General features: G+C 61.1%; 25 protein-coding genes. 13 read left to right on the forward strand and 12 right to left on the reverse strand.

The window, feature by feature from the left end; all coding sequences use genetic code 11:
* Nucleotides 1-3: 3 nt before the first annotated feature.
* From RAD16_RS27665 to RAD16_RS27680, 4 genes are all read right to left on the reverse strand, one after another.
* Nucleotides 4-762: a hypothetical protein gene (locus RAD16_RS27665; RefSeq protein ID WP_458160998.1), complete on the reverse strand. Its 759-nt coding sequence runs from the start codon at nt 760-762 to the stop codon at nt 4-6.
* Nucleotides 731-943 carry a hypothetical protein gene (locus tag RAD16_RS27670; RefSeq protein ID WP_458160999.1) on the reverse strand — a complete coding sequence of 71 codons (213 nt, stop codon included), beginning with the start codon at nt 941-943 and terminating at the stop codon, nt 731-733. The genes RAD16_RS27665 and RAD16_RS27670 overlap by 32 nt, the downstream gene beginning before the upstream one ends.
* 110 nt (nt 944-1,053) lie before the next feature.
* Entirely contained in the window at nt 1,054-1,452 is a 399-nt protein-coding gene (locus RAD16_RS27675; protein WP_458161000.1) for a hypothetical protein, read from the reverse strand.
* Nucleotides 1,449-2,867 carry a tyrosine-type recombinase/integrase gene (locus RAD16_RS27680; protein ID WP_458161001.1) on the reverse strand — a complete coding sequence of 473 codons (1,419 nt, stop codon included), beginning with the start codon at nt 2,865-2,867 and terminating at the stop codon, nt 1,449-1,451. The genes RAD16_RS27675 and RAD16_RS27680 overlap by 4 nt, the downstream gene beginning before the upstream one ends.
* Before the next feature lie 1,144 nt (nt 2,868-4,011).
* On the opposite strand from RAD16_RS27680, the gene RAD16_RS27685 reads away from it, so the two are divergent.
* Complete coding sequence (locus RAD16_RS27685; protein WP_458161002.1) at nt 4,012-4,746, forward strand: hypothetical protein; 735 nt, start codon at nt 4,012-4,014, stop codon at nt 4,744-4,746.
* 647 nt (nt 4,747-5,393) lie between these two features.
* Here RAD16_RS27685 and RAD16_RS27690 read toward each other — a convergent pair.
* The gene (locus RAD16_RS27690) at nt 5,394-5,681 is read right to left on the reverse strand and encodes a hypothetical protein (RefSeq protein WP_458161003.1); all 288 of its coding nucleotides are present in this window, start codon (nt 5,679-5,681) and stop codon (nt 5,394-5,396) included.
* Nucleotides 5,682-5,902: 221 nt separating this feature from the next.
* Between RAD16_RS27690 and RAD16_RS27695 the strand changes: the two genes are divergently transcribed.
* The 3 genes from RAD16_RS27695 (at nt 5,903) to RAD16_RS27705 (ending at nt 7,158) form a co-directional block, all read left to right on the forward strand.
* Entirely contained in the window at nt 5,903-6,169 is a 267-nt protein-coding gene (locus tag RAD16_RS27695) for a hypothetical protein (protein ID WP_458161004.1), read from the forward strand.
* Nucleotides 6,166-6,351 carry a hypothetical protein gene (locus RAD16_RS27700; protein WP_458161005.1) on the forward strand — a complete coding sequence of 62 codons (186 nt, stop codon included), beginning with the start codon at nt 6,166-6,168 and terminating at the stop codon, nt 6,349-6,351. The genes RAD16_RS27695 and RAD16_RS27700 overlap by 4 nt, the downstream gene beginning before the upstream one ends.
* 78 nt (nt 6,352-6,429) lie before the next feature.
* The gene (locus RAD16_RS27705; RefSeq protein WP_458161006.1) at nt 6,430-7,158 is read left to right on the forward strand and encodes a hypothetical protein; all 729 of its coding nucleotides are present in this window, start codon (nt 6,430-6,432) and stop codon (nt 7,156-7,158) included.
* A gap of 212 nt (nt 7,159-7,370) precedes the next feature.
* Here RAD16_RS27705 and RAD16_RS27710 read toward each other — a convergent pair whose 3' ends face one another.
* Nucleotides 7,371-8,261 (reverse strand): DUF5677 domain-containing protein, encoded by an 891-nt coding sequence (locus tag RAD16_RS27710; protein ID WP_458161007.1) that lies wholly within the window; start codon nt 8,259-8,261, stop codon nt 7,371-7,373.
* A 196-nt stretch (nt 8,262-8,457) separates the two neighbouring features.
* Complete coding sequence (locus RAD16_RS27715) at nt 8,458-9,081, reverse strand: TetR/AcrR family transcriptional regulator (RefSeq protein ID WP_458161008.1); 624 nt, start codon at nt 9,079-9,081, stop codon at nt 8,458-8,460.
* Between the two features lie 124 nt (nt 9,082-9,205).
* Here RAD16_RS27715 and RAD16_RS27720 point away from each other — a divergent pair, with 124 nt between their 5' ends.
* Entirely contained in the window at nt 9,206-10,180 is a 975-nt protein-coding gene (locus tag RAD16_RS27720; RefSeq protein ID WP_458161009.1) for an alpha/beta fold hydrolase, read from the forward strand.
* A gap of 146 nt (nt 10,181-10,326) precedes the next feature.
* Here RAD16_RS27720 and RAD16_RS27725 read toward each other — a convergent pair whose 3' ends face one another.
* Nucleotides 10,327-10,566: a hypothetical protein gene (locus RAD16_RS27725; RefSeq protein WP_015685698.1), complete on the reverse strand. Its 240-nt coding sequence runs from the start codon at nt 10,564-10,566 to the stop codon at nt 10,327-10,329.
* 342 nt (nt 10,567-10,908) lie between these two features.
* Between RAD16_RS27725 and RAD16_RS27730 the strand changes: the two genes are divergently transcribed.
* The 3 genes from RAD16_RS27730 to RAD16_RS27740 all read left to right on the forward strand — a co-directional run bounded on the left by RAD16_RS27730 (nt 10,909) and on the right by RAD16_RS27740 (nt 14,343).
* Nucleotides 10,909-11,817 carry a dihydrodipicolinate synthase family protein gene (locus RAD16_RS27730; RefSeq protein WP_458161010.1) on the forward strand — a complete coding sequence of 303 codons (909 nt, stop codon included), beginning with the start codon at nt 10,909-10,911 and terminating at the stop codon, nt 11,815-11,817.
* A 144-nt stretch (nt 11,818-11,961) separates the two neighbouring features.
* The gene (locus tag RAD16_RS27735) at nt 11,962-12,933 is read left to right on the forward strand and encodes an SDR family NAD(P)-dependent oxidoreductase (RefSeq protein WP_458161011.1); all 972 of its coding nucleotides are present in this window, start codon (nt 11,962-11,964) and stop codon (nt 12,931-12,933) included.
* A 294-nt stretch (nt 12,934-13,227) separates the two neighbouring features.
* On the forward strand, nt 13,228-14,343 hold the full coding sequence (locus tag RAD16_RS27740; protein ID WP_458161012.1) for an alpha/beta hydrolase family protein: 1,116 nt from the start codon (nt 13,228-13,230) through the stop codon (nt 14,341-14,343).
* 15 nt (nt 14,344-14,358) lie between these two features.
* On the opposite strand, the gene RAD16_RS27745 is transcribed toward RAD16_RS27740, so the two are convergent.
* On the reverse strand, nt 14,359-14,865 hold the full coding sequence (locus tag RAD16_RS27745; RefSeq protein ID WP_326900638.1) for a MarR family winged helix-turn-helix transcriptional regulator: 507 nt from the start codon (nt 14,863-14,865) through the stop codon (nt 14,359-14,361).
* A gap of 405 nt (nt 14,866-15,270) precedes the next feature.
* On the opposite strand from RAD16_RS27745, the gene RAD16_RS27750 reads away from it, so the two are divergent.
* Nucleotides 15,271-16,827 carry a porin gene (locus tag RAD16_RS27750; protein WP_458161013.1) on the forward strand — a complete coding sequence of 519 codons (1,557 nt, stop codon included), beginning with the start codon at nt 15,271-15,273 and terminating at the stop codon, nt 16,825-16,827.
* Nucleotides 16,828-17,140: 313 nt separating this feature from the next.
* On the opposite strand, the gene RAD16_RS27755 is transcribed toward RAD16_RS27750, so the two are convergent.
* The 3 genes from RAD16_RS27755 to RAD16_RS27765 all read right to left on the reverse strand — a co-directional run bounded on the left by RAD16_RS27755 (nt 17,141) and on the right by RAD16_RS27765 (nt 19,044).
* Nucleotides 17,141-17,632, reverse strand: a complete 492-nt coding sequence (locus RAD16_RS27755; RefSeq protein WP_458161014.1) for a GcrA family cell cycle regulator — start codon at nt 17,630-17,632, stop codon at nt 17,141-17,143.
* 72 nt (nt 17,633-17,704) lie between these two features.
* Nucleotides 17,705-17,902, reverse strand: a complete 198-nt coding sequence (locus RAD16_RS27760; RefSeq protein WP_007603456.1) for a hypothetical protein — start codon at nt 17,900-17,902, stop codon at nt 17,705-17,707.
* 200 nt (nt 17,903-18,102) lie between these two features.
* Nucleotides 18,103-19,044, reverse strand: coding sequence for an acetamidase/formamidase family protein (locus RAD16_RS27765; RefSeq protein WP_458161015.1), 942 nt, complete (start codon nt 19,042-19,044; stop codon nt 18,103-18,105).
* A 180-nt stretch (nt 19,045-19,224) separates the two neighbouring features.
* Here RAD16_RS27765 and RAD16_RS27770 point away from each other — a divergent pair, with 180 nt between their 5' ends.
* Genes RAD16_RS27770 through RAD16_RS27785 form a run of 4 tightly spaced genes read left to right on the forward strand, consistent with a single transcriptional unit; the run spans nt 19,225 to nt 23,225 of the window.
* Entirely contained in the window at nt 19,225-19,992 is a 768-nt protein-coding gene (locus tag RAD16_RS27770; protein ID WP_458161016.1) for a YdcF family protein, read from the forward strand.
* 56 nt (nt 19,993-20,048) lie between these two features.
* Nucleotides 20,049-20,831, forward strand: coding sequence for a DUF169 domain-containing protein (locus tag RAD16_RS27775; protein ID WP_458161017.1), 783 nt, complete (start codon nt 20,049-20,051; stop codon nt 20,829-20,831).
* A gap of 10 nt (nt 20,832-20,841) precedes the next feature.
* Nucleotides 20,842-22,020: a saccharopine dehydrogenase family protein gene (locus RAD16_RS27780; protein ID WP_458161019.1), complete on the forward strand. Its 1,179-nt coding sequence runs from the start codon at nt 20,842-20,844 to the stop codon at nt 22,018-22,020.
* A 29-nt stretch (nt 22,021-22,049) separates the two neighbouring features.
* Complete coding sequence (locus RAD16_RS27785) at nt 22,050-23,225, forward strand: saccharopine dehydrogenase family protein (protein WP_458161020.1); 1,176 nt, start codon at nt 22,050-22,052, stop codon at nt 23,223-23,225.
* Nucleotides 23,226-23,365: the final 140 nt, after the last annotated feature.

Here is a 23,365-nt window from a genome sequence, read left to right on the forward strand (position 1 = left end):
CGGTTACGCCGCGATCGCGGTTTCGCGTTCGACGTCGGCTTCGATGTGCCGCTGGTCCGGAACGGTCTGATTCAGGAATTCGGTCAGCGCACGGGTGTTCGGCAGCTCTGCCAAGTCACACGCGGCCTTGCTCAATTCGCCCGTGGCGTTCGCCAGCAGCCGCACCGCGTCGCGCTCGGCGTCCAGAGCAGCCGTCGCGCCTGGCTGCACGAGTTCGATTGCGCGGCTGCGTGCGGCTTCGACCGTCTCGGAATCGGCGCCGACGAGTTCGGGCGCTTCGAGCAGCGTTTGCAGATAAAGCGCCGACATGGTCGGAATCAGTGCTCGCAGTTCCTTGCTCGTCTTCGGCAGCCTGTCACGCACCTGGCCGCGCAGCACGGCGCCAGCCGCGTCGGTCTTGTCGATCGCCGGCAATTGGACCTTGGCGCGCTTCTCATTGATGCGGGCACCGAGCCGCTGCACGGTCGCGTTGGCGCGGATCAATTCCCAGGCCTGCTTGCCGAGCAGAGAACGGGCTTCCTTCGTCCGGCCCTGCGCGGTCAGATCGTTGTTGTTGCGGACGCTGGCGGTAGTCGCCAGGATCTCGCGATGCAGCTTGGCAACGCGAGTCATCGCGCCGCGCACGGCAACGTCCGAAACGCCGGCGGCTTGGCTTTCAAGGAAGTCGAAATAGCGGGAATTCATGTTGAGCCTTATGTTGCTGGTTTGCAGTGAATGGAAATTGTCAACGTCAGGCCGCGATGGGCTGACGGCGCGCGGCAACTGCGCGCTCCCAATCGATGAGATCGGCGATACGCCAAAAGCGACGCTTCGCGATGTAGAGAGGGGGAGGGAAGTCGGGATCGTCTTTCAACCGACGTTCGATCCACATATGGCTTACGTTGCCATAGCGCGCGCGGACTTTCGCGGCGGAAATCAGGACTTGGGGATCATCAGCGGACATCGCGACCTCATGTGTTACTCACAAGGTCTCACGCTGCGTCCCATTCGGCCATCAATCGGGACAAAAGTGCACTTTGGTGTTGACAGGCCTTTGTCTGCGTTAGTTCTTAATTAAGAGTTGGTCACGTCGCGACGAATGGTCTTCGCGGTGACTCCAAGCTTCACCGCAGTCCGCTTATAGGCCTCGGCATCTGAGAAGCACCGTTTGCGTTCGGCCTCAAAAATCGCGCGCCGTTCAGCGGTCCGTTCACGCTTGCGACGCCGCCAACGACCGCGTTCGTCTTCGGCTTTTTCCAGTCGTCGCACAATTTCTCCGCGGTGCCGGATCTCGGCGAGACGTTCACCGAGCTGGCATGCGGCCCATGCTGCATCGGAAGCATTCCCGGCCATCAGTGCGTCGCGGATTTCGTCACAACATTTGTCCGCCCAATCCGCTAAACCGTCGCCATCGAGCGTCGGCACAATGGACTCGACTTCAATTAGTAATTCGACGATTGGAGCTGTGCTCATGCCGTCTCTCTCTGGAACGGGAAAACGTTGCTGGCCACCCGTCCATTCACGAGATCGTCCACGTATCGAGTCCAAGCGGTGAACGCCTGCGTCTTTTCGCGGAGATACTTGTGGCGAGCATAGACCCTGGCCACACCTCGAATGGCGCCGGATGAATGGTTGACGCATGCTTCGGCGATCTCGATGGAGAACCCGAGTGCTTGCAGTCCGGAATAGAAGGTCCGTCGAAGGTCGTGCAGTGTCCACGGCTCCATTTGCGCGTTCGGATCGTCCTTACGCAGCTCCGCGAGCATGGCGGTGTCGAAGCGCTTTTTTGACTTGGAAAGACCGCTTATCGGCGTTTTGCCTGTCGTCGTGAACAGCAAGCCTTTCCCTTTGATGGTGGGAATGGACTTCAACAGCTTAACCGCCTGCGGGCTGAGCGGCACAAGGTGTTCGCGCCCGTTCTTCGTACGATCCTTGGGAATGGTCCATAGTGGCTCATTCCAACGGCCGCCGTCGTCGAGCACGATGGGACTGCCTTGCAAGTCCAATTCGGTGCGGGGCAACTCGCGAATCTCATCGCGCCGTTGACCGAGCAAGATCAAAGATTGCACGAGGCGTCCGAAAGGATAGCCCTCCCGGTCGGCGACCTTCCAAGCTGCGACTATTTCGACCGCCGTCAGCTTGCGTTCGCGCTCGGTCTCGTGAGCAAACGCGTCGAGCGATGCGACAGGGGAGGCCTCTCGCATGTCGCGGTCGACACACCAGTCGAAAAAGGTCTTGAGCACCGTCAGCGTGCGGTTGGCGGTAACGCCGCGGCTGGAATCGACCAAACCGTCGAGCAGTACGATCGCATCGTGTTTGGCGATGGAAACAAGCGGGCGGCTCGACCACTTCCCAAGGACACCGTTCCCGGTCTTGATCCATTCGGCCGGCTTTTCCGGATCCGGTTTCAGGCCAAAATAATGGGCAGTGAGTAGGCGTGTCGAATCGCGCAGCCCTTGGCGCTTTCGGCCCTTATACCGCTTAAGGAATTCGACCATGGCCGCGTCGATCGTGTCGTCGCGGGTGGCCTCGCGCTTGGCTTCGGCCTTCTCCTGGCGACGGACTTGGGTGGGATCGATGCCCCTTTGTACGTCGAGCATCGCGGCGGTCGCCAGGGCGCGCGCTTGCGCGGGGGTGAGGGCGTGCCCAATCTGCGGTTCGCTTTTCGAGGGCGTAGTGGACACGGTGCCGAGGGTCAATTTTTTGGGCTTTCGCTGCCCGTTCGCGGTCTCCTTGGGCGAGCGGAAGCGGAATACCCAAGACATGTTGCCCTTGGGGTAAATCGCGATCCCCAAGCCGGGGGCGCCGGGATCTGGCTTCTCCCACCGCTTCGCTCGCGGCCGGAGCTGTTCAATCGCTTGGATGCTGAGTGCCCTAGCCTTAGCCATGCCGTTACCCCGAGGTGCCGTGGGGTAACGCTTTTGCCCTGTTAGCGCCCGTTACCCTACGTTAGTAACGTGCCAGAACAATCGCAAAAAATCCAGTTCAATAAAGAGTTTACAGTGGGTTCGATCGTTCAGTCTCGTTACGCTTCGTTACGGTATCGCCTTCGTCTGGGAGACTAGGGGTCGGAGGTTCAAATCCTCTCGCTCCGACCATTTTTTCCAAATCATCGATCGGGTGGACTGGCGGTCGGCGTGGAGCCTGCTCCCGCTGGGGACGCATGCGCGGCGACCAGTGGCGGTTGGCTGCTTTCGGGGCGGACAAACTAAAATCCCGAAAACAACCCCATGCACAGTAGCGAACTCATTGGTTGATTTCGTTTTTCCGAAGCGATTTGACGCGTCGGGCAAAACAGGGGTACGGTGTCATCGTGCCGGACTCGTCCACCGGCGTCCTCATCGTCTCCCGGCAGCAGACAGCATTCCGGCGTGGTTCAGCACCGTGTTGCGCGCGACGGCTTCCACGCGATTCTGCCCCGATCCAAATACGTGCACTGTCACCGTAATTCGAACGGATGACCGATGATCAGGTCAAGCATTGCCTAGGCGAGCACGGGGACTATTGGCCGAAGGAAATATATGGCGCCGCGCTCTTGGCGTCGGTTGAGGATGAGGCCATGGCATGCCATGGCGAAAAGCGTTGCAGCTGAGCAACGGATCGCGCCGAACATGCTGTGTGACCAAAGAATCCTACAGCAATCCTATTTTTGCTGTTCTACGTGAACAGCCCTCCGCAACAAGCTTGGAAGGGTAATTGATGACTGACGGTTCGTTGAAGTCTTGCTCGGGCGAAACAGTCGATTGGTGGGTCGCAGATGGCATGGTCCACCTAGACCATCCTCGCTATAAAAAGTCGCCAATGAAGTTGCTGCCGGGCAAGTCGAATGAGGGCAACGCTGAGTGGCTATTGCGAGAGCTGGAGCGCGAAATAAAGCTGGGGACTGGGCGACCTAGGTAGACGGCATAGGGCGCGGAAAGTGATCCGCGCCCTTTTCCGTTGCATAGGCGCCAGAAAGCGCGCTTTTTGTTTGCGATACATTCCCGGTCGCGGTTGAATACCCGAATCAATTGCGCGCTGGGGTTGACCGCTATGGCTGAATATTCTGCGTCTTTTCGCGAGGGAGGAGCGTTCCAATTTAACGTCGAAACCGTAATTGATCTTGCATATGCGGCGCGCGACTACTTGGGAGCGACTCCCACGATAGCGATCGAATTCGTTGGCGATCACAAGATTTCGAGCGACGACTTGAGCCAGTTACTCGACGATCCATACATGCGATCGCTTCGGATAATGAAGCTCAAGATCGATGGCTCACAATACGCGGCCAAGCCATACCGGTCGTGCACCATCGATATTGATCCAGAGTGGGGATTTTTGGGGACAGTAAATGTTACGCTGAGGGGAGACCGGGATGCGGCGGTCATTGCGCGTGACAGAATAGAGAAAATTTTGAAGGGCTGTTTGCTTTGGTATTGGCCGCTATTCCGGCCGATCGGACCCGGGTTCTTTGCATTTCGGATGTGCTTGGCGGCGGTTGCTGTTTTCGTCAGCATCTTTGCTGCCTACACTTTGCTGCGCGGTGTTCCGGCTTCGCAAAGAGATGCGCTAACCCAAGCTGGGGAGGCGCTGATTCTAACTCCTTTTTTCTATCAAATAGGTGCGTTCTTTAGAAATCGGCTCTTTCCCAAGCTGTTATTCAATTTTGGCAAATCGGCAGATTCAATCCGTGTTGCCGCCTATTGGCGCAATCTAGTCTTTGTCGGGGTTGGACTGGCCGTCGCAACCGGCATCGTTGCCACATTGATCACCGATCGGTTCAAGTGATTGGTCGTAGTTAATCGCCTCGATCATCTTCACGCGGTCCTGCAACGGGCCTTCCGGTATGATGCCGTATCTGCCGGTGGTCGTCGCCTTGGCGTGGAATTCCCCAGGGATTTCGTTTGCAGCCGAAGCCAAAGCCCTGTGAATTCAATCCCGCTGAAATCTGACGTTTTGCAGAAAAGATCAACAATATCAAAGCTCAGCGCTCGTCTGGGAGACTAGGGGGCGGAGGTTCAAATCCTCTCGCTCCGACCATTTTTTCCAAATCATCGATCGGGTCGATTGACGGTCGGCGTGGAGTGCGCTCCCGCCGGGGACGCATGCGCGACGATCAGTGGCGGGGGCAGCTTCGGGGGCCAGCAAACTAAAATGCCGAAAACAACCCCATGCACAGTAGCGAGGTCATTGGCGGATTTCGTTTTTCCGAATCGATTTGACGTGTCGGGCAAAACAGGGGCATAATGTTATCGTGCCGAACTCGTCCACCTGCGTCTTCACCGTCTTCTCCTGACAGCATCCCGGCGTGGTTCAGCACCGTGTTGCGCGCGACGGCTTCCGCGCGAGTCTGCCTCGATCCAAATACGTGTCACCGTAATTTCCCGGAAATCGTATCACCCTCAACCGTATCACCCTGTCACGCTCTTGATGGCTTAGGTGTCGCTCGACTTCTTTTCGAGCACTGCGATCGGGCCGCTCTGGGGATCGACAAAAACCGTGACAAGTCTCCAGCCATCCTTCGCAAAGTGATTGAGATGATCCTCCGCTGTCTCTGGATCGGTCGATTGGCCGAGTCGCCTCCTGATGCCGCGATTCGTAGAGGGGGAGTCTTTTCCTCCCTGCATAATGTTTTCGAGCTTGTTGAAGAGTTCTGCCCTATCAGCATCGCCATCTGTAAAAGGCGAAGAAAGCCGCTCTAGGCGGTATTGCCTCTCGCTCATGCATAACCCCCTGTTTCTGCTCAATCACCCTAGCGTAAGTGATGACTTACAATGAAATATTTTTGCGTGCCCTAAGCCGTTGAAGAGATTCACCACCGGATATCAGCTTTAACTTACTTTTCGTTTTCGGCGAAATCGGTGGTCTTGTCGCGCGTCGCTCAATCGCGCATTCGGTTCCCGTTGCATCATCACATGGGCTTACATGACCACCGAAAAGTTACTTGCCGAATTCACTTTGCGCGATCGTTGTCGAGCGCGTGACCAAGGTTGCCGGGCAGGGTGACCTTGAATTGATCAACGTCGCGATGGGACCGCTATTGCACAATCGGTCGGGACTGGGGGAACGCCTCGCCCATCTGGAGCCGTGTCCTGTCACCGGTCGCATGACGGGTGATCAGGTCAAGCACTGCCTGGGACAGCACGGGGACTATTGGCCCAAGGAAATCTATGGTGCAGCGCTGTTGGCAACGGTGGAGTCGGGCCGATGAGCGCAAAGACTGGAACAGAAAGCGTTGAGATCGGTGGTCGCTCCTACACGGGCGAATGGAAGCTAAACGGCGACATGCTGACCGTCACCGTTCCCGGCTTGGGCACCGAACGCAACCAGCTCGGAAGCCTCTCGCCGGGGTGGCTCGCCCGCGATCTAATACGAAAGTTGGTGCGCAAGTAGCTGCACAATGTTGCCCCACGATATCCCTCGCGCTTAAATTGTGCGGAGGACTTTTGCCGTGGTTCATGGGGGCTGTTGATGGACTATCGCGTCGACCACCGCGTCGTGGTGAGCACCGAGAGAGAGCATAAGAATCTCTATTCCTGGTCCATAAAAGAATTCGATGGAAGAGGAAAGCAGGTAGGTCAGGATCAAGTCCCGTGGGGATGGAGCCAGCGCTTTGAGGTGATCGAACTGATTCCGTCCTGCAGCCTGCGCATGGAGAAGGGCAACAGCGCCGACACCGAATCGACAACAAAGGCTGAGGTTTCGGAGCACATTTACGGGAAGCTGCGGCCTTCGATCGAAAAGAGGCAGTCCGGCCTGTATTCGATGTTCGGTGCTCAACGTCAGATAACCGACTTCGGGTTGTTTATTTACAAGGCGAAAGACGGTGATGGGGATAGCTGCCGGCTGTGGGGGACTATTGGATATTCATCCGAATGGGATTTCGAGCAAACGGTCCAAGAGGACTCCGTACAGGTTTACGTTCAGCTATCGGCGGAGAAATTTGAGCACGTCATGAGTTTTGTGAAGTTTCCTAGGCCGACGAGTGCCGAGTTGCGGCTCAGTGGTGTATCGGGCTTTTATTCCGAATGGTCACCATCGATAAGAACCGACAGCATTAAAGTTTTGGCCAATGCGAAGGACCAAGGTTTAGAGGACCCTGAGGGCTTGGGATACAGTCCGCCAGCACTGGGCGATGTGCATGAATTCGAGCTGCAATTCAGGCAGCAGTATCCGCTTATCCTCAAGGAGAGAGCTTAGAAAGCTAGCCGGGTGCTGGTTTGCAGCCAAAGTCAAAAGCGCTGTGGTTTCGGGACCGGTAGAATCTGGCGTTTTGCAGAAAGACTAATGTTATCAATTCTCAGCGCTCGCCTGGGAGGCTAGGGATCGGAGGTTCAAATCCTCTCGCTCCGACCATTTTTTTGAGAGCTTCTGCGCTCCTATCTCGCCGCAGCGGGGTCTAGTCGGAATTCTTAGGTCGGAAGCGGGGGTGTTTTTCCCTCAATCAATTGTCGACATTGCTCCAATGAGACCGCGTCGAACTGGTCTTCCAGCTTACTCAACTCAATTTCCCGAAGCGCGATCCGGAACATCATCTGCATCGCGTTCAGCAATGAGTACTGCGAAAATAGTCGCGGCCACAAAACTTGTTGGGCTGGATCGTCGCTGTCTCTGAAATAGCTAATCGGCGTGGAGTGTGCTTGAGCCGAAAGGTAATTGTAGAGCCCGTCATAATAGTCTTGATCAATACCTATTTGCTTTACGACCGAGCGCATGCCGTTGACATAGACAACTTCTCCGGACCGCAATCGCGTCCGCTCTGCTTCCTGCCTCTTTTTGAAGAGCGGCATTTCCTTAAGCTCATCTCGGAGATGACTTAGAGCTAGCCGCGCCTCGTCAGCTTCTTCCGGAATCAAAACCTTCAGAAACCTCACGCGAGCCGCGGCATCGTGTACTCTCATCACCTGCAAACGAAAGGCCCATTCCTCGTCGCTACCTTCTTCGGTCAAATACCAGTACATTATGCCGGCCTCAATGAGCGCGCGGCAGAGAATGGCAATTGATGTCGAGTCCATGAATGGAAGTGTGCCGGCTTCATGTTGTCTAAAGATGGCCTGAGTGCTCATCGCTGTGATGCACATGCGACCGAGAATTGCGGTCGAGTAGGAACGGTTCAGAGACATGGGATTACCTTTGATCTTTGAAGAGATCAAAGAAAGCGTCGTGGTGGCCAGTTCGAAGTTTAGTTCGGTTGCTAACGCGTTTTCGTTTCCGGCGAGCAGCCGAGCGATCTTCGTCTCCGTTTCGACGCTGTAAGGTAAAGCCCAAAGTCGAGATAGCTCGGTAGGGTCGGGATCGCTCACAGCCGACCTCGCCTAGGGATCGTTATCCATTTCAAAGCTCCATTGGCTATTTTAGCCATCATGTACTTGGATGCCGCTACTGATCTAAGGGAGATTTTCTCCGCGCAATCTAAGCGTGAGGGACCACTTAGAGCAATACCGTTTAGCGGCCGCCAATAGTGCAATACGAGGGGCTGCAGCGAAGTTTGGCTTTCGCCTACCTCAAATACCCCACCACCATCCGCGTCGTCTCGTCCACCAGCACCTTCACCGTCTTCTCCGTCAGCATCTCGGCCTGGTTCAGCACGGTGTTGTGCGCGACGGATTCGATCGTGCTGACGCAGATGAAGGTCGCGATGTCGAGGTCGATCTTGCGCATCTCCTTGCGGCGGCTTTCGAGATAGGTGCGCACTAAATTGTGGACCTCGCGGTTGAAGGCTTCGACGTCGGCGAGCTGTCCGGTGCGCGGGATCTGCTCGGCGAGGACGCGATGCAGTTTCGGGTTGATGAGGTGGGCCTCGATCGCAACGGTCACCAGTTTTCGCACGGCTTTCTCGACCGGCAGATCGGCGACTTCCGTGAGGGTGGCGCGGACGATGCCCATGATCTCCTCGTTGTGACGGTCTATCACGGCGGCGACGAGCGCCTCCTTGCTTGGAAAATACTGGTAGAGCGAACCGACGCTGACCCCTGCGACCTCGGCGATCCGGTTGGTGCTCGTCTTCTCGAAACCGTCATGGACCAGAATGCGAGCAGTCGCCTCGACCAATGCGTCGACGGTGGCGCGGGATCGCTCCTGCGAGGCATTTTTCCGGGGTGTTGTGGGCGGTTTGCGGGCCACGGCCTTGTGATCTGAATGCGAGTAGGAAAAGCGAGTGAATGCTCGCATTATATCCGCGTGCGGCGTCCTTTCGGCAAGCCGGTTTGTCGCCATATGAAAAGCTGCGTCAGATGGGGATGTGACGATGAGCGTTGCCAGGATTGTGTCGGCTTTGCAGTTTTGCCCGGGCGGCTGTGTGTTTGGTGCACAGGCGCCGCGCGATCCGGCACCAAGCCTGCAAAGCCGCGCCTTCAACATGCTGCTGCAACGGCTCCCGTACAAGCAGCAGCTGGCCTCCGCCGAGGCCGTGCTGTCGCATGTGCAGAAGCTCGCATTGGAGCCCGCCTCGTTCGAGCCGAGAGGCTTGGGGCGGGGCGTCGAGGCGACGCTGACCAAGATGGGCGGATGGCCGGTCTATTACACCGCGCCGTCGTCGGGCCATGAGGGCTGCAACTTCGTCATGTTCCTGCATGGCGGCGGCTACATCAACGAGATCGTGCCGGCGCATTGGCGCTTCGTCAGCCAGATGACGCGCAAGGCGGGCGTCGTCTGCGTCGTGCCGATCTATCCGCTGGCGCCACGCGCCACTGCGAAGGATGTTGTGCCAGCGACGGCCGAGTTGCTGCGGATGCTGCTGGAGGATGCGGGGCCTGCAAAGGTCACGGTGGTCGGCAATTCGGCCGGGGCGGGCCTTGCGCTCGCGGCGTGCCAGTGGCTGCGCGATCGCGGCCACCGCCAGCCGAACCGGCTGATGCTGATCTCGCCCGCGGCCGAGGCCTCGGTGAGCCGTCCCGAGCAAGTTGCGATCGCGGCGCGCGATCCGCTCCAGGACATTCCGGGGATCGTCGAAGCGGGACGGCTCTATGCCGGTGACCTCGATCTCGGCCATCCCTTCGTCAGCCCGCTCAACGGCGCGTTCCGCGCGCTCGCGCCGATGACGATCTTCTCGGGCACGCGCGATCTGCTGCATCCCGACAGCGTCGATCTTGCGGAGCGGGCGAGGGCGGTGGGCGTGCCGGTCGAGCTGCATCTGCTTCGCGACCAGCCGCATAATTATGCGCTGATGCCGACGCCGGAGGGGCGGCGCGCGCGTGCGATGATCCTGCGTGCGGTGGCTTGAGGGAAAGATGTGACCGATGTCACAGGCCGCGCCGCCGCGATGGGCCCGGCGCCGGCGTATCCGCGCGGAGGGATAAGGCGGCCCCCGGGCGTCTCCTCGATTGGTCCTGGTATCAGTAGGCCTGGAACCAGTAGTTTTGCGGGACCTTAGGCGTGGCCCTTGATCTCGTAGTGACCCGGCACGCATTTGTAGCGCTCGAGGCGCCAGTTGGCGTGATAGATCGGATGCTCGCCCATCCATTTCGCAAGCGGTGCCTGTGCGCCGACCGCACATTGCATCATCGAAATCTCGGGCGTCATGTTGCTGTCGGTCACGATTTCCTCGACGCAACTGCCTGAGCTAGCTGCGCTAAGCCGGCAGAGCACGGCTACGACGGTCACGAACATTCCAGTCACCTCATCGGTAGTTTCAGACCACGAAGAGGATGCAAGTGGAGTGCCAGAGCCTGTGACACGAACAACACGCTGGCCTGGCCGACTCGCCCCAGCGTCCACCCCCATTCGGCGATTCGGATTGTAAAAAAACTGCCCTTAAACCGAAGCCGGGCAAATACGGGGAACCCGAGGAAAGTTCACCGGCAAAATGCGCTGGAATGAGCGATTGTGGGGGCAGTGCTGCGCGAGCAGCCCCTTCACAAGCCTGGCAGGCCCGATACGCTTCAAAGCGTTGCGGATACTCGTCAAAAGAGCGGGACCGCCACACGACGATGGAAACGCGAGGGCAGCAGCATGAAGGTGAGACCGACCGGCGTGATCCCGCCGATGACGACGCCGTTTCGAAAAGACGGCGAGATCGACACCAAGCTCGTGGCGCCCCAGGTCGACTGGATGATCGGCGCCGGCGCGCATGGCGTTGCCGCCGGCGGTTCGACCGGCGAGGGCCACACGCTCGATCACGAGGAATATCGCGACCTGATGGAAGCGACCGTGGAGGCGGTGAACGGGCGCATTCCCGTCATTGCCGGCATCATCGTGGACTCCACGCGCGATGCGATCCGCCGCGGCAAGCTGGTGCGTGACATGAATGTCGCCGCCCTCCAGGTGACGCCGGTGCATTATCTGTTCAAGCCGGATGACGAGGCGATGGTCGCGCATTTCCGCGCCATGGCTGACGAGACCGGCATGCCGATCATCATCTACAACGTCGTGCCGTGGTCGTATCTCTCGCCGGCACTGCTGACGCGGATCATGACCGAGGTGCCGCTGGTGGTCGGCGTCAAGCAGAGCGCGGGCGATCTCAAGCTGTTCGCGGACCTCATGATGATGGCGCCCGACAAGCTGATCTACAGCGCCGTCGATGCCCTGATGTATCCGTCCTACACGCTCGGGGCTCATGGCTCGATCGCTGCGATCCTGACCGCGGCGCCGCATGCCTCGGTCGCGCTGTGGGACGCGGTGAAGGCGGGCGATCATCCGCGTGCGCTCGAGCTGCACAAGAAGCTGCTGACGCTGTGGAACGCGATCATTGCCGACAATCTGCCGGCCTGCACGCGCTACGCGCAGACGCTCCAGGGTCTGCCGAAAACGTATCCGCGGGCGCCGATGCCGGAAGCATCGAGCGCGCAGCAGGCCGCGACCCGCAAGGCGCTGGAGGCGCTCGGTGCGCTGGGCGGGCCGCGCGTCGAAGCGGCCGAATAGTCCGTCCGCCGAAATAATTGATCTCGATAAGCAGCGCCGATCCGCTTTTACCTGCGGATGCGGCGCTGCTACATTTTGCGCGCGCCGCGGCCAACCGCGCCAGCTGTGAAGAAACATACCGACAAGGGGAGGGACTGAAGTCCCATGAAGGATTTTGCAGGAAAGATCGCCGTGATCACCGGCGGCGGCACGGGAATGGGACGCGAGCTCGCACGGCAGCTCGTCGCCGAGGGCTGCAATGTCGCGATGTGCGACGTCTCGGAAGCCGCGATGGCCGAGACCAGGCGCCTCTGCGAGGTCGAGAAGCTGCCGCAGGGCCTGCGCGTCACCACGCATGTCGCCGACGTCTCGATCGAGGATCATCTCAAGCGTTTTCGCGACGAGCTCGCCGAGCAGCAGAAGACCAACCGGATCCATCTGCTGTTCAACAATGCCGGTATCGGTGGCGGCGGCAGCCTGTTCACCAACACGCGCGAGCAATGGGAGCGCACCTTCAACATCTGCTGGGGCGGCGTCTATCTCGGCGTGCGCACCTTCCTGCCGATGCTGGTCGCAGCCGACGAGGCCCACATCGTCAACACCGCCAGCGTCAACGGCTTCTGGGCCTCGATCGGCATGAACCAGGCGCACACCGCCTACAGCTCGGCCAAGTTCGCGGTGAAAGGATTTACCGAAGCGCTGATCAACGACCTCCGCCTGCACGCGCCGCATGTCAAATGCTCGGTGGTGATGCCCGGCCATATCGGCACCTCGATCGTCTCCAATTCGCGCAAGGTCCAGAGCAGTGACGGCTCGGAACGGCTGAGCGACGACGAGGTCGCGCTGACGCGCAAGCGCATGGTCGCCGCTGGTGCGCCGGATGCCGACAAGATGTCGGACGAGGACATCCAGGCAGTGTTCGCCGAGCGTGCCCGCAGCTTCCTGGAGGATGCGCCGACGACGGCTGCGCAGGCCGCCAAAATCATTCTCGACGGGGTCAAGGCAGAGCGTTGGCGCATTCTTGTGGGCGAGGACGCAAAACGCCTTGACGAGCGCGTGCGGGCAACACCCGAGCAGGCCTATGACCGCGCCTTCTACGAAAGTTTTACGCAGGAGGTCGGCTGGCGACTCGGCTGAAACGGTTGGCTGAGATCGTCAACGAACGCGCGCAGATGTAGGTATGATGATCATCATGGCAAGAGATGCGCCGGTCTTTTTGCGTGCCATCTCTTGCCAACCTTGCCAATGTTTCCTGCCAGTGTTGCCGTCACATGACAAATTCGAATGTCACGCATGCGACGGCGTTGGCCATCAAGCATCGTTCAAGCGATGGTGATGGCAAACGGCTCTCATTCGGCGCACGGCGGCTTGGTTAGGGAACCAAAATAGTTTAGTGAATCAGGGGTAACGCGATGATAGAGCGTAGCTCCGATGATACCCGCATGCCTCTCCGACGACTGGATCCTTTGCCCGGAGAGAGAGGACATCTCCGCTGAATTTACGCGGCTCCTCACCGCAGCCCAGGAGGGCGGGGCCACGATCGCGGAATGCCTGATGATCGCGCGGCAGCTCAAGCGCGGCGACGAACAATCCTGGCATCGCGAGTGGAAGAAGCTGGCGCGGGTCAACCGTCATCGTGCCGAGGCGGCGTTCGCCGAAGGCCATATGGCGACCGCGCAGCGCAACTGGCTGCGCGCCCTGAATTACTACGGTGCCGCCGCAATGCCGCTCGACCAGGCGGACGAGCGCCGCTGGGTCGCCGTGCTGGCGATGCAGGAATGCGCCCGCCGTTATCTCACGGCGCGCGCGCCGGGCGGCGAGGTCGTGACCATTCCCTGGGTCGAGGATCATGCGTTGCAGGGTTACTTCCTGCCCGCATCGTCGTCGGGCGGTCGGGCACCGACCGTGATCTGCATCGGCGAGCCCGGTCACCGCAAGGAAGAGTTTCTGTTCAAGCTGGCGCCGCACGCGCGCGAGCGCGGCTTGTCGATGCTTGCGCTCGACCTGCTCGGCACTGAGCGCGACGATTACACCGATACGCTTCTGCAGCGCCGCGATCTCGAGAGCGCGATTGCCGCCGCCATGGATTATCTGGAGACGCGCGGCGACGTCGATTTCGATCGCGTCGCGATCGTGGCGGATGGGTGGGGCTCTTCCTTCGTGGCACGCGCGGTGTTGCAGGAGCCGCGGCTGGCCGCGGCCGTCTGCGACGGCGGGCTGTGGGATCTGCATGAACGATCCTTCTTCGCCAGCCGCTTTGCGATGAGCGATCTCAGCATCGTCCCGGTGCCGCATACGCCGCTGATGGCTTCCAGCGCCGACTGCCCCGTGCTGATCACGCTCGGCGAGGACGGCTGGCTCAAGGCCGACCGGGCGCGCCAGATCGTGCAGAAATCGCAGTTCGGCAGCACGGATATCGTGCTGAAGGTGTTCACGGCGGCGGAGACCGGCGCGGCGCAGGCCCACGCGGACAATCCGAGCCTTGCCAACGAATACATCTTCGACTGGCTGGAAACGCGGCTCGGCGCCGCCGGCCGGCGAATCTGATCGCGGCCTTTTGGTTCAGAAGTCGAGGGAGATCCTGACGCAGGCCTTCTCGAGGCGGGTCTTGAGCGTTGCGAGCTTCGCGGTGAATTCCGTCAGCTCGTTCTCGTCGAACTCCTGGAAGACGAATTCGCGAATCGTCTTGTACTGCTCGTTGAGGCTCGCGATGTGCTTCTGCGTCTTGTCGACCAGCGACAGCCGCACCACGCGGGCATCGGTCGGCGAGGGGCGGCGGCGCAGCAGGCCCTTCTTCTCCAGAAGCTTGGACTGGGTGGTGACGAAGGACGGGTCGACGTGGAGGAGCTTGGAGACCACGTTGACCGGAACGCCGTCGTCCTTGTCGAGGTCGGAGATCGCCATCAGGATCAGCCATTGCGGGCCGCTGATGCCGAGCGTCCTCGCCCAGAACTGACGCAGCTCCTCGAGATGCATGTTGATCGACGATATCTCCCAGGTGAAGCGCCTGATGATATCCAGGTTGCCGACGGAGCGCATGCGCGCTCCTTCCTTCCTCGTCGCGGACACAGCGTCACTCCCGTGAACTAGATTCTTCCGGCCGGTGTCGTGGAGGTCATAGTCCACGCAAGCCTGCCCTGACGCAAGTGCAGAGCAGGGTAATTTTGTCACTAAAATTACAAAGATGAGCAGGTCAGTATTCTGGCCGCCCCCTGGTGTTGCCCGCGGGGCACAGGCTCGGCGAAACCACAAGGCTTACCAAATAAACTATTTTGATTAGGGAACGGCGCAGGCATATTGATCCGTGACGGTGGGGGGTACTCGATCGTCCCGTTGCAGGTGGTTCGCTCACGTCCCTCGCGTCGAATGCGGGTACGTCCGAAAGCGCGAAGCGGCCGAGCGGATTTGAAGAGATGGGGATCTGGGGGGCCTCGCGGTCCGGTCTCCGTAAAATGAGCAACTTGGAGGTTTTAAATGAAAGTGGTGAAGAGCCTTTTGCTCGGCACTGCGGCGGTTCTGATCGCCGTCGGTGGAGCGCAGGCGGCTGATCTTCCGGTCAAGGCCAAGGCGGTCGAATACGTGAAGATCTGCTCGCTCTACGGCGCGGGTTTCTACTACATCCCGGGCACCGACACCTGCATCAAGCTCGGCGGCTATCTGCGCGCCGAAGTCGCGCTCAACGCCGGCGGCAACTACAGCGCCCAGTACAACGGCGTCTTCGCGGCCAACAACCGCCTGACCAACTACTACTCGATGCGCGCTCGTGAAGATCTCAACATCGACACGCGCACCGCCACCGAGTACGGCGTGGTCCGCACCTATTTCGATGCGGTCTTCACCTGGACGACCGGCAACTATGTCGGCGCCGGTTCGGGCACCGGCGCGACCCAGTACAGCGGCACGCTCGGCCTGAACGCGGCCGGCACGGGCCTCATCGGTTCGAGCAGCGGCAACGTCAACGGTACCGACGGCAACCTCTCGGGCGGCGCGCTGGGCGTCTACTACGCCTTCATCCAGTTCGCCGGCTTCACCATGGGTAAGGCGGTGTCGCAGTTCGACGCGCCCTGGATCAATTACCCCGGCAACAACTTCGACCAGCTCGTCGGCGGCAGCGGCACCACCAACGGTGTTACCCAGTTCACCTACACCGCTGACTTCGGCCAGGGCATCACGGCTGCGTTCTCGGCGCAGGACCAGACGCAGGTCTTCCAGACCGCGCTCTGGAACACCGCCGGCATGTCCACCACCGGTGTCCTCGGCGGTGCTTACGGCTCGAACAATCTCGGCGGCACCAGGTCTCCCGACCTCGTCGGCATGGTCCGCGTCGACCAGGCCTGGGGTCTGTTCCAAGCGTCGGTTGCAGCACACGACAACCACGTCGGCTACTACGGCGCGAGCGAAGTCACCGGTCACCCCGAAGACAAGTGGGGCTGGGCCGTTCAGCTCGCCTTGCAGATCAAGAACATCCCGACCGGTGCTGGCGACGTGATCAACATCTCGGGCGTCTACACCGACGGTGCGAGCCGCTACAACTTCCAGGAGCTGGCTGCGACCAGCTACTCGATGTTCGGCAGCTCGAACGCCGCTTATCAGAGCATCGGCTTTGCCGGCGTGTCTGATGCGGTGTTCGCTCCCGGCGGCGGCCTCGAGCTGACCAAGACCTACGGCTTCCGTGGTGCCTACACCCACAACTGGAGCCCGTACTGGAACACGGCGCTGTACGGCGCGTGGGCTGCGGTCAACTACAGCAGCACGGCGAAGGGCCTGATCTGCGGTAGCGCCGCGTTTGCGACCCTGACCGGCACCTGCAACCCGGACTTCAACATCGGTCAGGTCGGTGTCATCACCCGCTGGACTCCTGTGAAGAACCTGACCTTCTCGGCTGACTTCACCTACAGCCACCTCGACCAGAAGTACTCGGGCGTGATCACCACCCCGGCACTGACGTCGGTTGCCAAGCCGGCAGCCACGTACGAGCTGAAGGACCAGGACACCTACAGCCTGCTGCTGCGCGCCCAGCGCAACTGGTAAGCCCAGAGGTCTTCGGACTTTGATGAAGCCCCGGCGGGAAACCGCCGGGGCTTTTTCTTGCGAAGGTGAGAGTTCGGAAAATCCGTTTTTCCCGTGCGCGAGACGAAGACGAGCTATGCGATATGATCGCACTCAAATTTATTTACTTACCTGAGTTGATCAGCTATATAGCTCTCAGCCGAATACGAAAGTTGCGGCTCTTAGCTTCACGCTAAGCCTCCAGAAACCTCCGGTGATGCCCCGCCGGAGGTTTTTCGTTTTGGGACAGGACGTTTTCACGCGAAGCGATAAAGGCTCGCATCAAGAAAACGCCTCAAACGCGACTCCAGCCGCGCATCATGCGGGCGCGCGAGTTCGGCCGGTAGGCGAGACGGCTGTGGCCGGCGCAATAGGATTGCCCGTCGGGCGCGCTGTTGCCGCAGAAGCAGAAATCCTCCGCGCCTGGCGTCGAGATCGGCCAGCGGCAGCGGTTCTCCGCGAGCTCGAGCAACGAGCAGCGATTGGCCTCGTCGATCGGGCCTGTGGCGACGGGCGCATCGGCCTCGCCATAGATCGAGGCGAGCATCTCATATTGCAGTCGCGGCACCGCCCTTGAAGCGCGCGCGTGTGCGATGCTCTTGTCCTGGACCTTGCGCTCGTCGAGCGTACGTCCACGCGTGAGATTGAGCCGGGACAATTTGCCGATCACGGCGTTGCGGCTGACGCCGATGTCGGCGGCGATCTCGCTGCAGGTGAGGCCGGCCTCGAAGTGCCGCCTCAGAATTTCAATTCGTTCGTCAGTCCAGGTTGGTGAGAGAACAGGCATTGTAACGGTCCCAGGTTGCAGATGTCGGCCATCCGCGTCTCGAGATCCGTCCGCTTCACGTTCGGCGCGCGCTCACGTCCTGCCATTGTCGCGAATCGACAAAAGCCCGTCCTTGATGGCGAGACGGATGCCTTCCTCGATCAAGGTACGTGCGACGCCGGGAACGCTGGTGCCGTGGGTGCCCTGTCTCACCAATTTCTCCAGATAGGTGATGGTCGAGAGCGCCAAGGTTACGGGAATGCGGTCAGTCTCGGCTTTTTCGGTGGCCATGGCCGAACGCTAGCCTCTTACTCGGGTACATAAAAGTAACGATTAAGACTCTATTTAGGTTCGAAGGCAGAAGTCAATTACAGCCTTTGCTTGACGCTCAGCCTGTTGGAATCACACATGAAATTGGCCGCGACTCAGCGCGCCGCGCGGACGTCCGGGCAGCGACGTGGCGTCAACAGGTCAGGAAATGCCGGGCCGGCTCAGCCGTGCACGAGCGCCTTTTCGATCATGCAATGGATGCCCTTGGAGCCGTTGACGGTCTGGGTCACCCTGAGATCGGCGGCCAGGCTGCACAGCGTGTAGGCGTCCTCGCGCGACAAATTTCGCTTCTCGCCGAGCAGCACGATCATGTCGCGCAGCGCGCGCACCGCACACTGGTCGAGGTCGGGGTCCATCGCCATGGTGATGTAGTGGCTCGCCGTCTCCGCGCGGGGATAATTGAGCTTGAGGTCCTTGCGCAGCGTCAGGCGGAAGCGGCCCTGCAGCGCGGTCTCGATCGCGGTGACGCAGACCTCGCCGTCGCCCTGCACACCATGGCCGTCGCCGCAGGAGAACATCGCGCCCGGCACGAACACCGGCAGGTACAATGTCGCTCCGGTGCCAAGCTCCTTGTTGTCGAGATTGCCGCCCATCGCGCGCGGGACCAGCGAGGAGATGCGGCCCCAGGCCGGCGGCGGGGAAACGCCCATCACCCCGAAGAACGGTTTTAACGGCAGGTCGAGGCCCCAGGGCATGCGGCCGACCATCCGCGTCCGGTCCAGCGGGATGTTGAGGACGCGCGTCTCGTGAAAATCGTCGGGCAGGGTGCCGGACAGCGGCTTGATCATGTTCCAGCCCCAGTCCTGCCGGAGCTGGACGTCGAGGATCTCGACCGCGAGCACGTCGCCGGGCTCGGCGCCCTCGATGGCGATCGGGCCGGTGAGGATGTGGCCGGGCAGCATGCGCTCGCTCCGGGCGTGAACGTCGTGCATCTCCGGCGGAATGTGAAACTTGTCGCGGTCGGGCAGCACGTCCGGGCCGCCGCTGATGGTGTCGACCGTCACCTCATCGCCACTCTTGACTGTAAGCACGGGCTTGAGCGCGGCCTCGAAGAAGCCCCAATGGCTGGTCTCGGGGCTGGATTGCAGGTGGTGATGGGTCATTTGCCGCGTCCGTCCGGTTTCATCAGCTCTCGTCATGAGAACCTGTTATGCCCGGGCTTGACCAGGCGATCGATCCTCTTTCAAAGGATTTCTGAAGATGGACGGGCCGGTCAAGCCCGATACGGTCATTCCAGCGAGGCTCCCCTGTATTTCGTTCTCTCCAAGACCCTCGGCACGGCGTTGCTGCCGATCAATCTCCTGGTCGAGCTCGGGCTTCTGTCGCTGCTGTTGATGGTCACGCGCTTTGTCGCGCTCGGCCGCAGGCTTGCCGTGGCCACGCTGATCCTGCTGGCACTGTCCGCGTTCTCACCGCTCGGCAATCTCCTGCTGTATCCGCTGGAGTCGCGCTTTCCGGCATGGGACCCGTCGCGCGGCGCGCCCGACGGCATCATCGTGCTCGGCGGCTCCGTCGACACCGATCTGTCGGCGGCGCATCGCACGCCGGTCGTCGCATACGCGGCTGATCGGATGCTGGCGCCGGCCGACCTCGCGCGCCGTTATCCGAAAGCGCGCATCGTCTTCACCGGAGGCACGTCGAACCTGGTCGCGACCGAGGCGCGGGAAGCCGACTATTCCGCGCCGATCCTGGAGAACCTCGGCATCCCGAAAGAGCGCATCATCCTCGAGCGCGACTCGCGCAACACCTGGGAGAATGCGATCTTCACGAAGCAATTGGTGGCGCCGAAGCCGGGCGAGCGATGGCTCCTGGTCACGTCGGCCTTTCACATGCCGCGCTCGATGGGGATCTTTCGCAAGGCCGGATTCGACGTCGAAGCCTATCCCGTCGACTGGCGCATGGGCGGGCGCGACGAGCTTTTCGCCTTTACCCGTAACGGACGAGAGGGGCTCGAGAAGACCGACGTCGCGATGCGGGAATGTATCGGGCTCTTGGCGTACCGCGTCATGGGCCGAACCGGCGAGTTGCTTCCGGGACCGCGCAAGGACTAGAACGAGGGAAACAACAACACAGCACCGGCGCGTGGATCGCCGGCCGGGAGAACGCCATGCAGCAGCAAAGCGCAGACAGGATCGATCTTGCCGGCCTCGTCGCCGATCTCAACAGCCTGTTGCGGCTGAAGACCACGGTGATCGGCATGAAGCTGTTTGCGCAGGCCGCGGACATGGAAGCGATCCCCAAAATCCGGCGGCCGAATGCGGTTCACACCACCGATCAGATCGTCAGCATGGCCTCGCGGCTCGGCTGGACCGTCGGCATCACCGGTGACGATCTCGTCGGCGCGCAGTGCCGCGCGGTGATCGGGCTCGCACCGCAGGACGACAAATGGCTCGCCGGCGAAAACTATGTCGGGGTCTGGCACGGCACCGCGGAGGACGCACGCAAGCGCCAGGAGGCGCTCGACGTGGTTCCGTTCGGACACTATCAGGCCCTCGCGGTCAGCCCGCTCGCCAGCGGCCGGCTCGATCCGCCCGATATCTGCCTCGTCTATGCGACGCCGGGGCAAATGATCATCCTGATCAACGGGCTGCAATATACCGGCTACAAGAAGTTCGAATGGGGCGTGGTCGGCGAGACGGCTTGCGCGGATTCCTGGGGGCGGGCGCTGAAAACCGGCGAGCCCAGCCTGTCCTTGCCATGCTATGCCGAACGGCGCTATGGCGGCGTGCCGGACGAGGAGATGCTGATGGCCTTGAAGCCGCATCATCTCGCCAAGGCGATCGAGGGCATGAAGGCGCTGGCCAGGAACGGCCTGCGCTATCCGATCCCGCCCTATGGTATTCAAAACGACGTCCGTGCCGGCATGGGCGTGAGTTACGCGAAGAAGTGAAGGCCCGACCATGAGCTCTGAGAAATTCGACATCGTCGTCTACGGCGCGACCGGTTTCACCGGCCAGCTCGTCGCTGAATATCTGGCGGCGCACTACAAGGCCGACAAGTCGTTGAAATGGGCGATGGCGGGCCGCAGCCTCGACAAGCTGAAATCCGTGCGCGATGCGATCGGCGCGCCTGCGGACACGCCGCTGATCGTGGCGGATGCGTCCGATGCGGCTTCGCTGAAGGCGATGGCGGAGCGGACGATGTCGGTGATCACGACGGTTGGTCCGTATCAGCTTTACGGCGAGCAACTGCTCGCGGCCTGCGTCGACACCGGCACGGATTATTTCGATCTGTGCGGCGAGCCGATCTGGATGCGGCAGATGATCGACAAGTACGAGGCCGCAGCGAAAGAGAGCGGCGCGCGCATCGTGTTCTCCTGCGGCTTCGATTCCGTGCCGTTCGAGCTCGGTGCGTTCTTCGTGCAGGAAGAGGCCAAGCGCGTGTTCGGCGCACCCGCTGCGCGCGTGAAGGGCCGCGTGCGCGACATGCGCGGCACGCTCTCGGGCGGTACCGCGGCGAGCGCCAAGGCGACATTCGATGCTGTTGCCAAGGACATCAGCCTCATCGCGATCCTGAACGATCCGTTCGCGTTGACGCCAGGCTTCACCGGTCCGAAGCAGCCGAAGGGCAACAGGTCGTTGCTCGAGGAAGACCTGCAATCCTGGGCCGCGCCCTTCATGATGGCGCTGATCAACACCCGCAACGTCCATCGCTCCAACATGTTGATGGGCTTTCCCTACGGCCAGGACTTCGTCTACGACGAGATGGTTCTGACCGGTCCCGGCGAGAAGGGCGAGGCCAACGCCAAGCGCGTGATGGCGGCCAACGCCGAGAAGACCGGTCCGGGCGCACCGAAGCCGGGTGAGGGGCCGTCGAAGGAGGAGCGGGAGAACGGGCTCTTCAATTTGCTCTATGTCGCGATCGCGCCCGACGGCCGCGCGGTCCGCGCCGGCGTCACCGGCGACCGCGATCCCGGCTACGGCTCGACCTCGAAGATGATCTCTGAGTGCGCCGTTTGCATGCTGCGCGACACGACGGACGTTGCAGCCGGCTTCTGGACGCCGGGCGCAGCGATGCAGCACAAGCTGATCAAGCGGCTGCAGGACAATGCCGGGCTGACATTCAGGGTCGAGTCGTAAAGTCCGCGGTGTTGCAGGAAGCGCGGTCCGTGTCAGCGAAGTTCGACATCGTCGTCTACGGCGCGACCGGCTACACCGGCCAGCTCGTCGCCGAATATCTCGCCGCGCACTACGTCGGTGCGGGCGCACCGACATGGGCGATGGCGGGGCGCAGCAGAGACAAGCTCGCGTCCGTTCGCGATGCGATCGGCGCGCCCGCTGACACGCCACTCATCGTCGCGGATGCAGCCGATCCTGCATCGCTGCAGGCGATGGTCGATCAGGCGAAGCTGGTCATCACTACCGTTGGTCCTTACCAGCTCTACGGTTCCGATCTGCTTGCCGCCTGCGTCGCCTCGGGCACCGACTACATGGATCTCTGCGGCGAGCCGATCTGGCTGAAGCAGATGATCGACAGGCATGAGGCCGCCGCCAAGGCGAGCGGTGCGCGCATCATTTTCTCCTGCGGTTTCGATTCCATTCCGTTCGAGCTCGGTGCGTTCTTCGTCCAGGAGGAAGCAAGGCGCGTGTTTGGAGCGCCAGTGCCGCGCGTCAAGGGACGCGTTCGCGACCTCAGCTGGAAGTTCTCCGGCGGCACCTCGGCAAGCGCGAGGGTCACGTTCGCGGCGGTTGCGCAGGACCTCAGCCTGGTGTCGATCCTCAAGGATCCCTTTGCATTCACCCCCGGCTTCGAAGGGCCGAAACAACCGCGCGGCAACAAGCCTGTTTTCGAGGAAGACCTGCAATCCTGGTCCGCGCCGTTCGCGATGGCGACGCTCAACACGCGTAATGTCCATCGCTCCAACATGCTGATGGGATTCCCGTATGGCAGGGATTTCGTCTACGACGAGATGGTGCTGACGGGAGCGGGGGACGGGGGGCAGGCCAACGCCAAGCTCGTGATGGCCGCCAACAGCGAAAAGACCGGCCCTGAAGCGCTCAAGCCCGGCGAGGGACCGTCGAAGGAAGAGCGCGACAACGGCCATTACGACCTGCTCTATGTCGCGATCGCGCCCGATGGCCGTCAGGTGCGTGCGGTGGTGAAGGGCGATCTCGATCCGGGCTATGCGTCAACAGCGAAGATGGTCTCCGAATGCGCGATCTGCCTGCTGCGCGACACGCCCGATGTCCCGGCTGGCCTCTGGACGCCGGGCGCGGCGATGCAGCACAAGCTGATCAAGCGGCTGGTCGATCACGCCGGGCTGACGTTCGCGGTGGAAGCGTAGACGGCTGCATCACGGATGCTGTCATGCCCCGCGAAGGCGGGGCATCCAGTACGCCGCGGCCTCTCGGTTCAATCACTGCCGTCTCTGGAATACTGGATCGCCCGCCCGAGTGCGCAATTGCGCACAAGGCGGGCGATGAC

The organism is Bradyrhizobium sp. 18BD, from assembly GCF_054185225.1.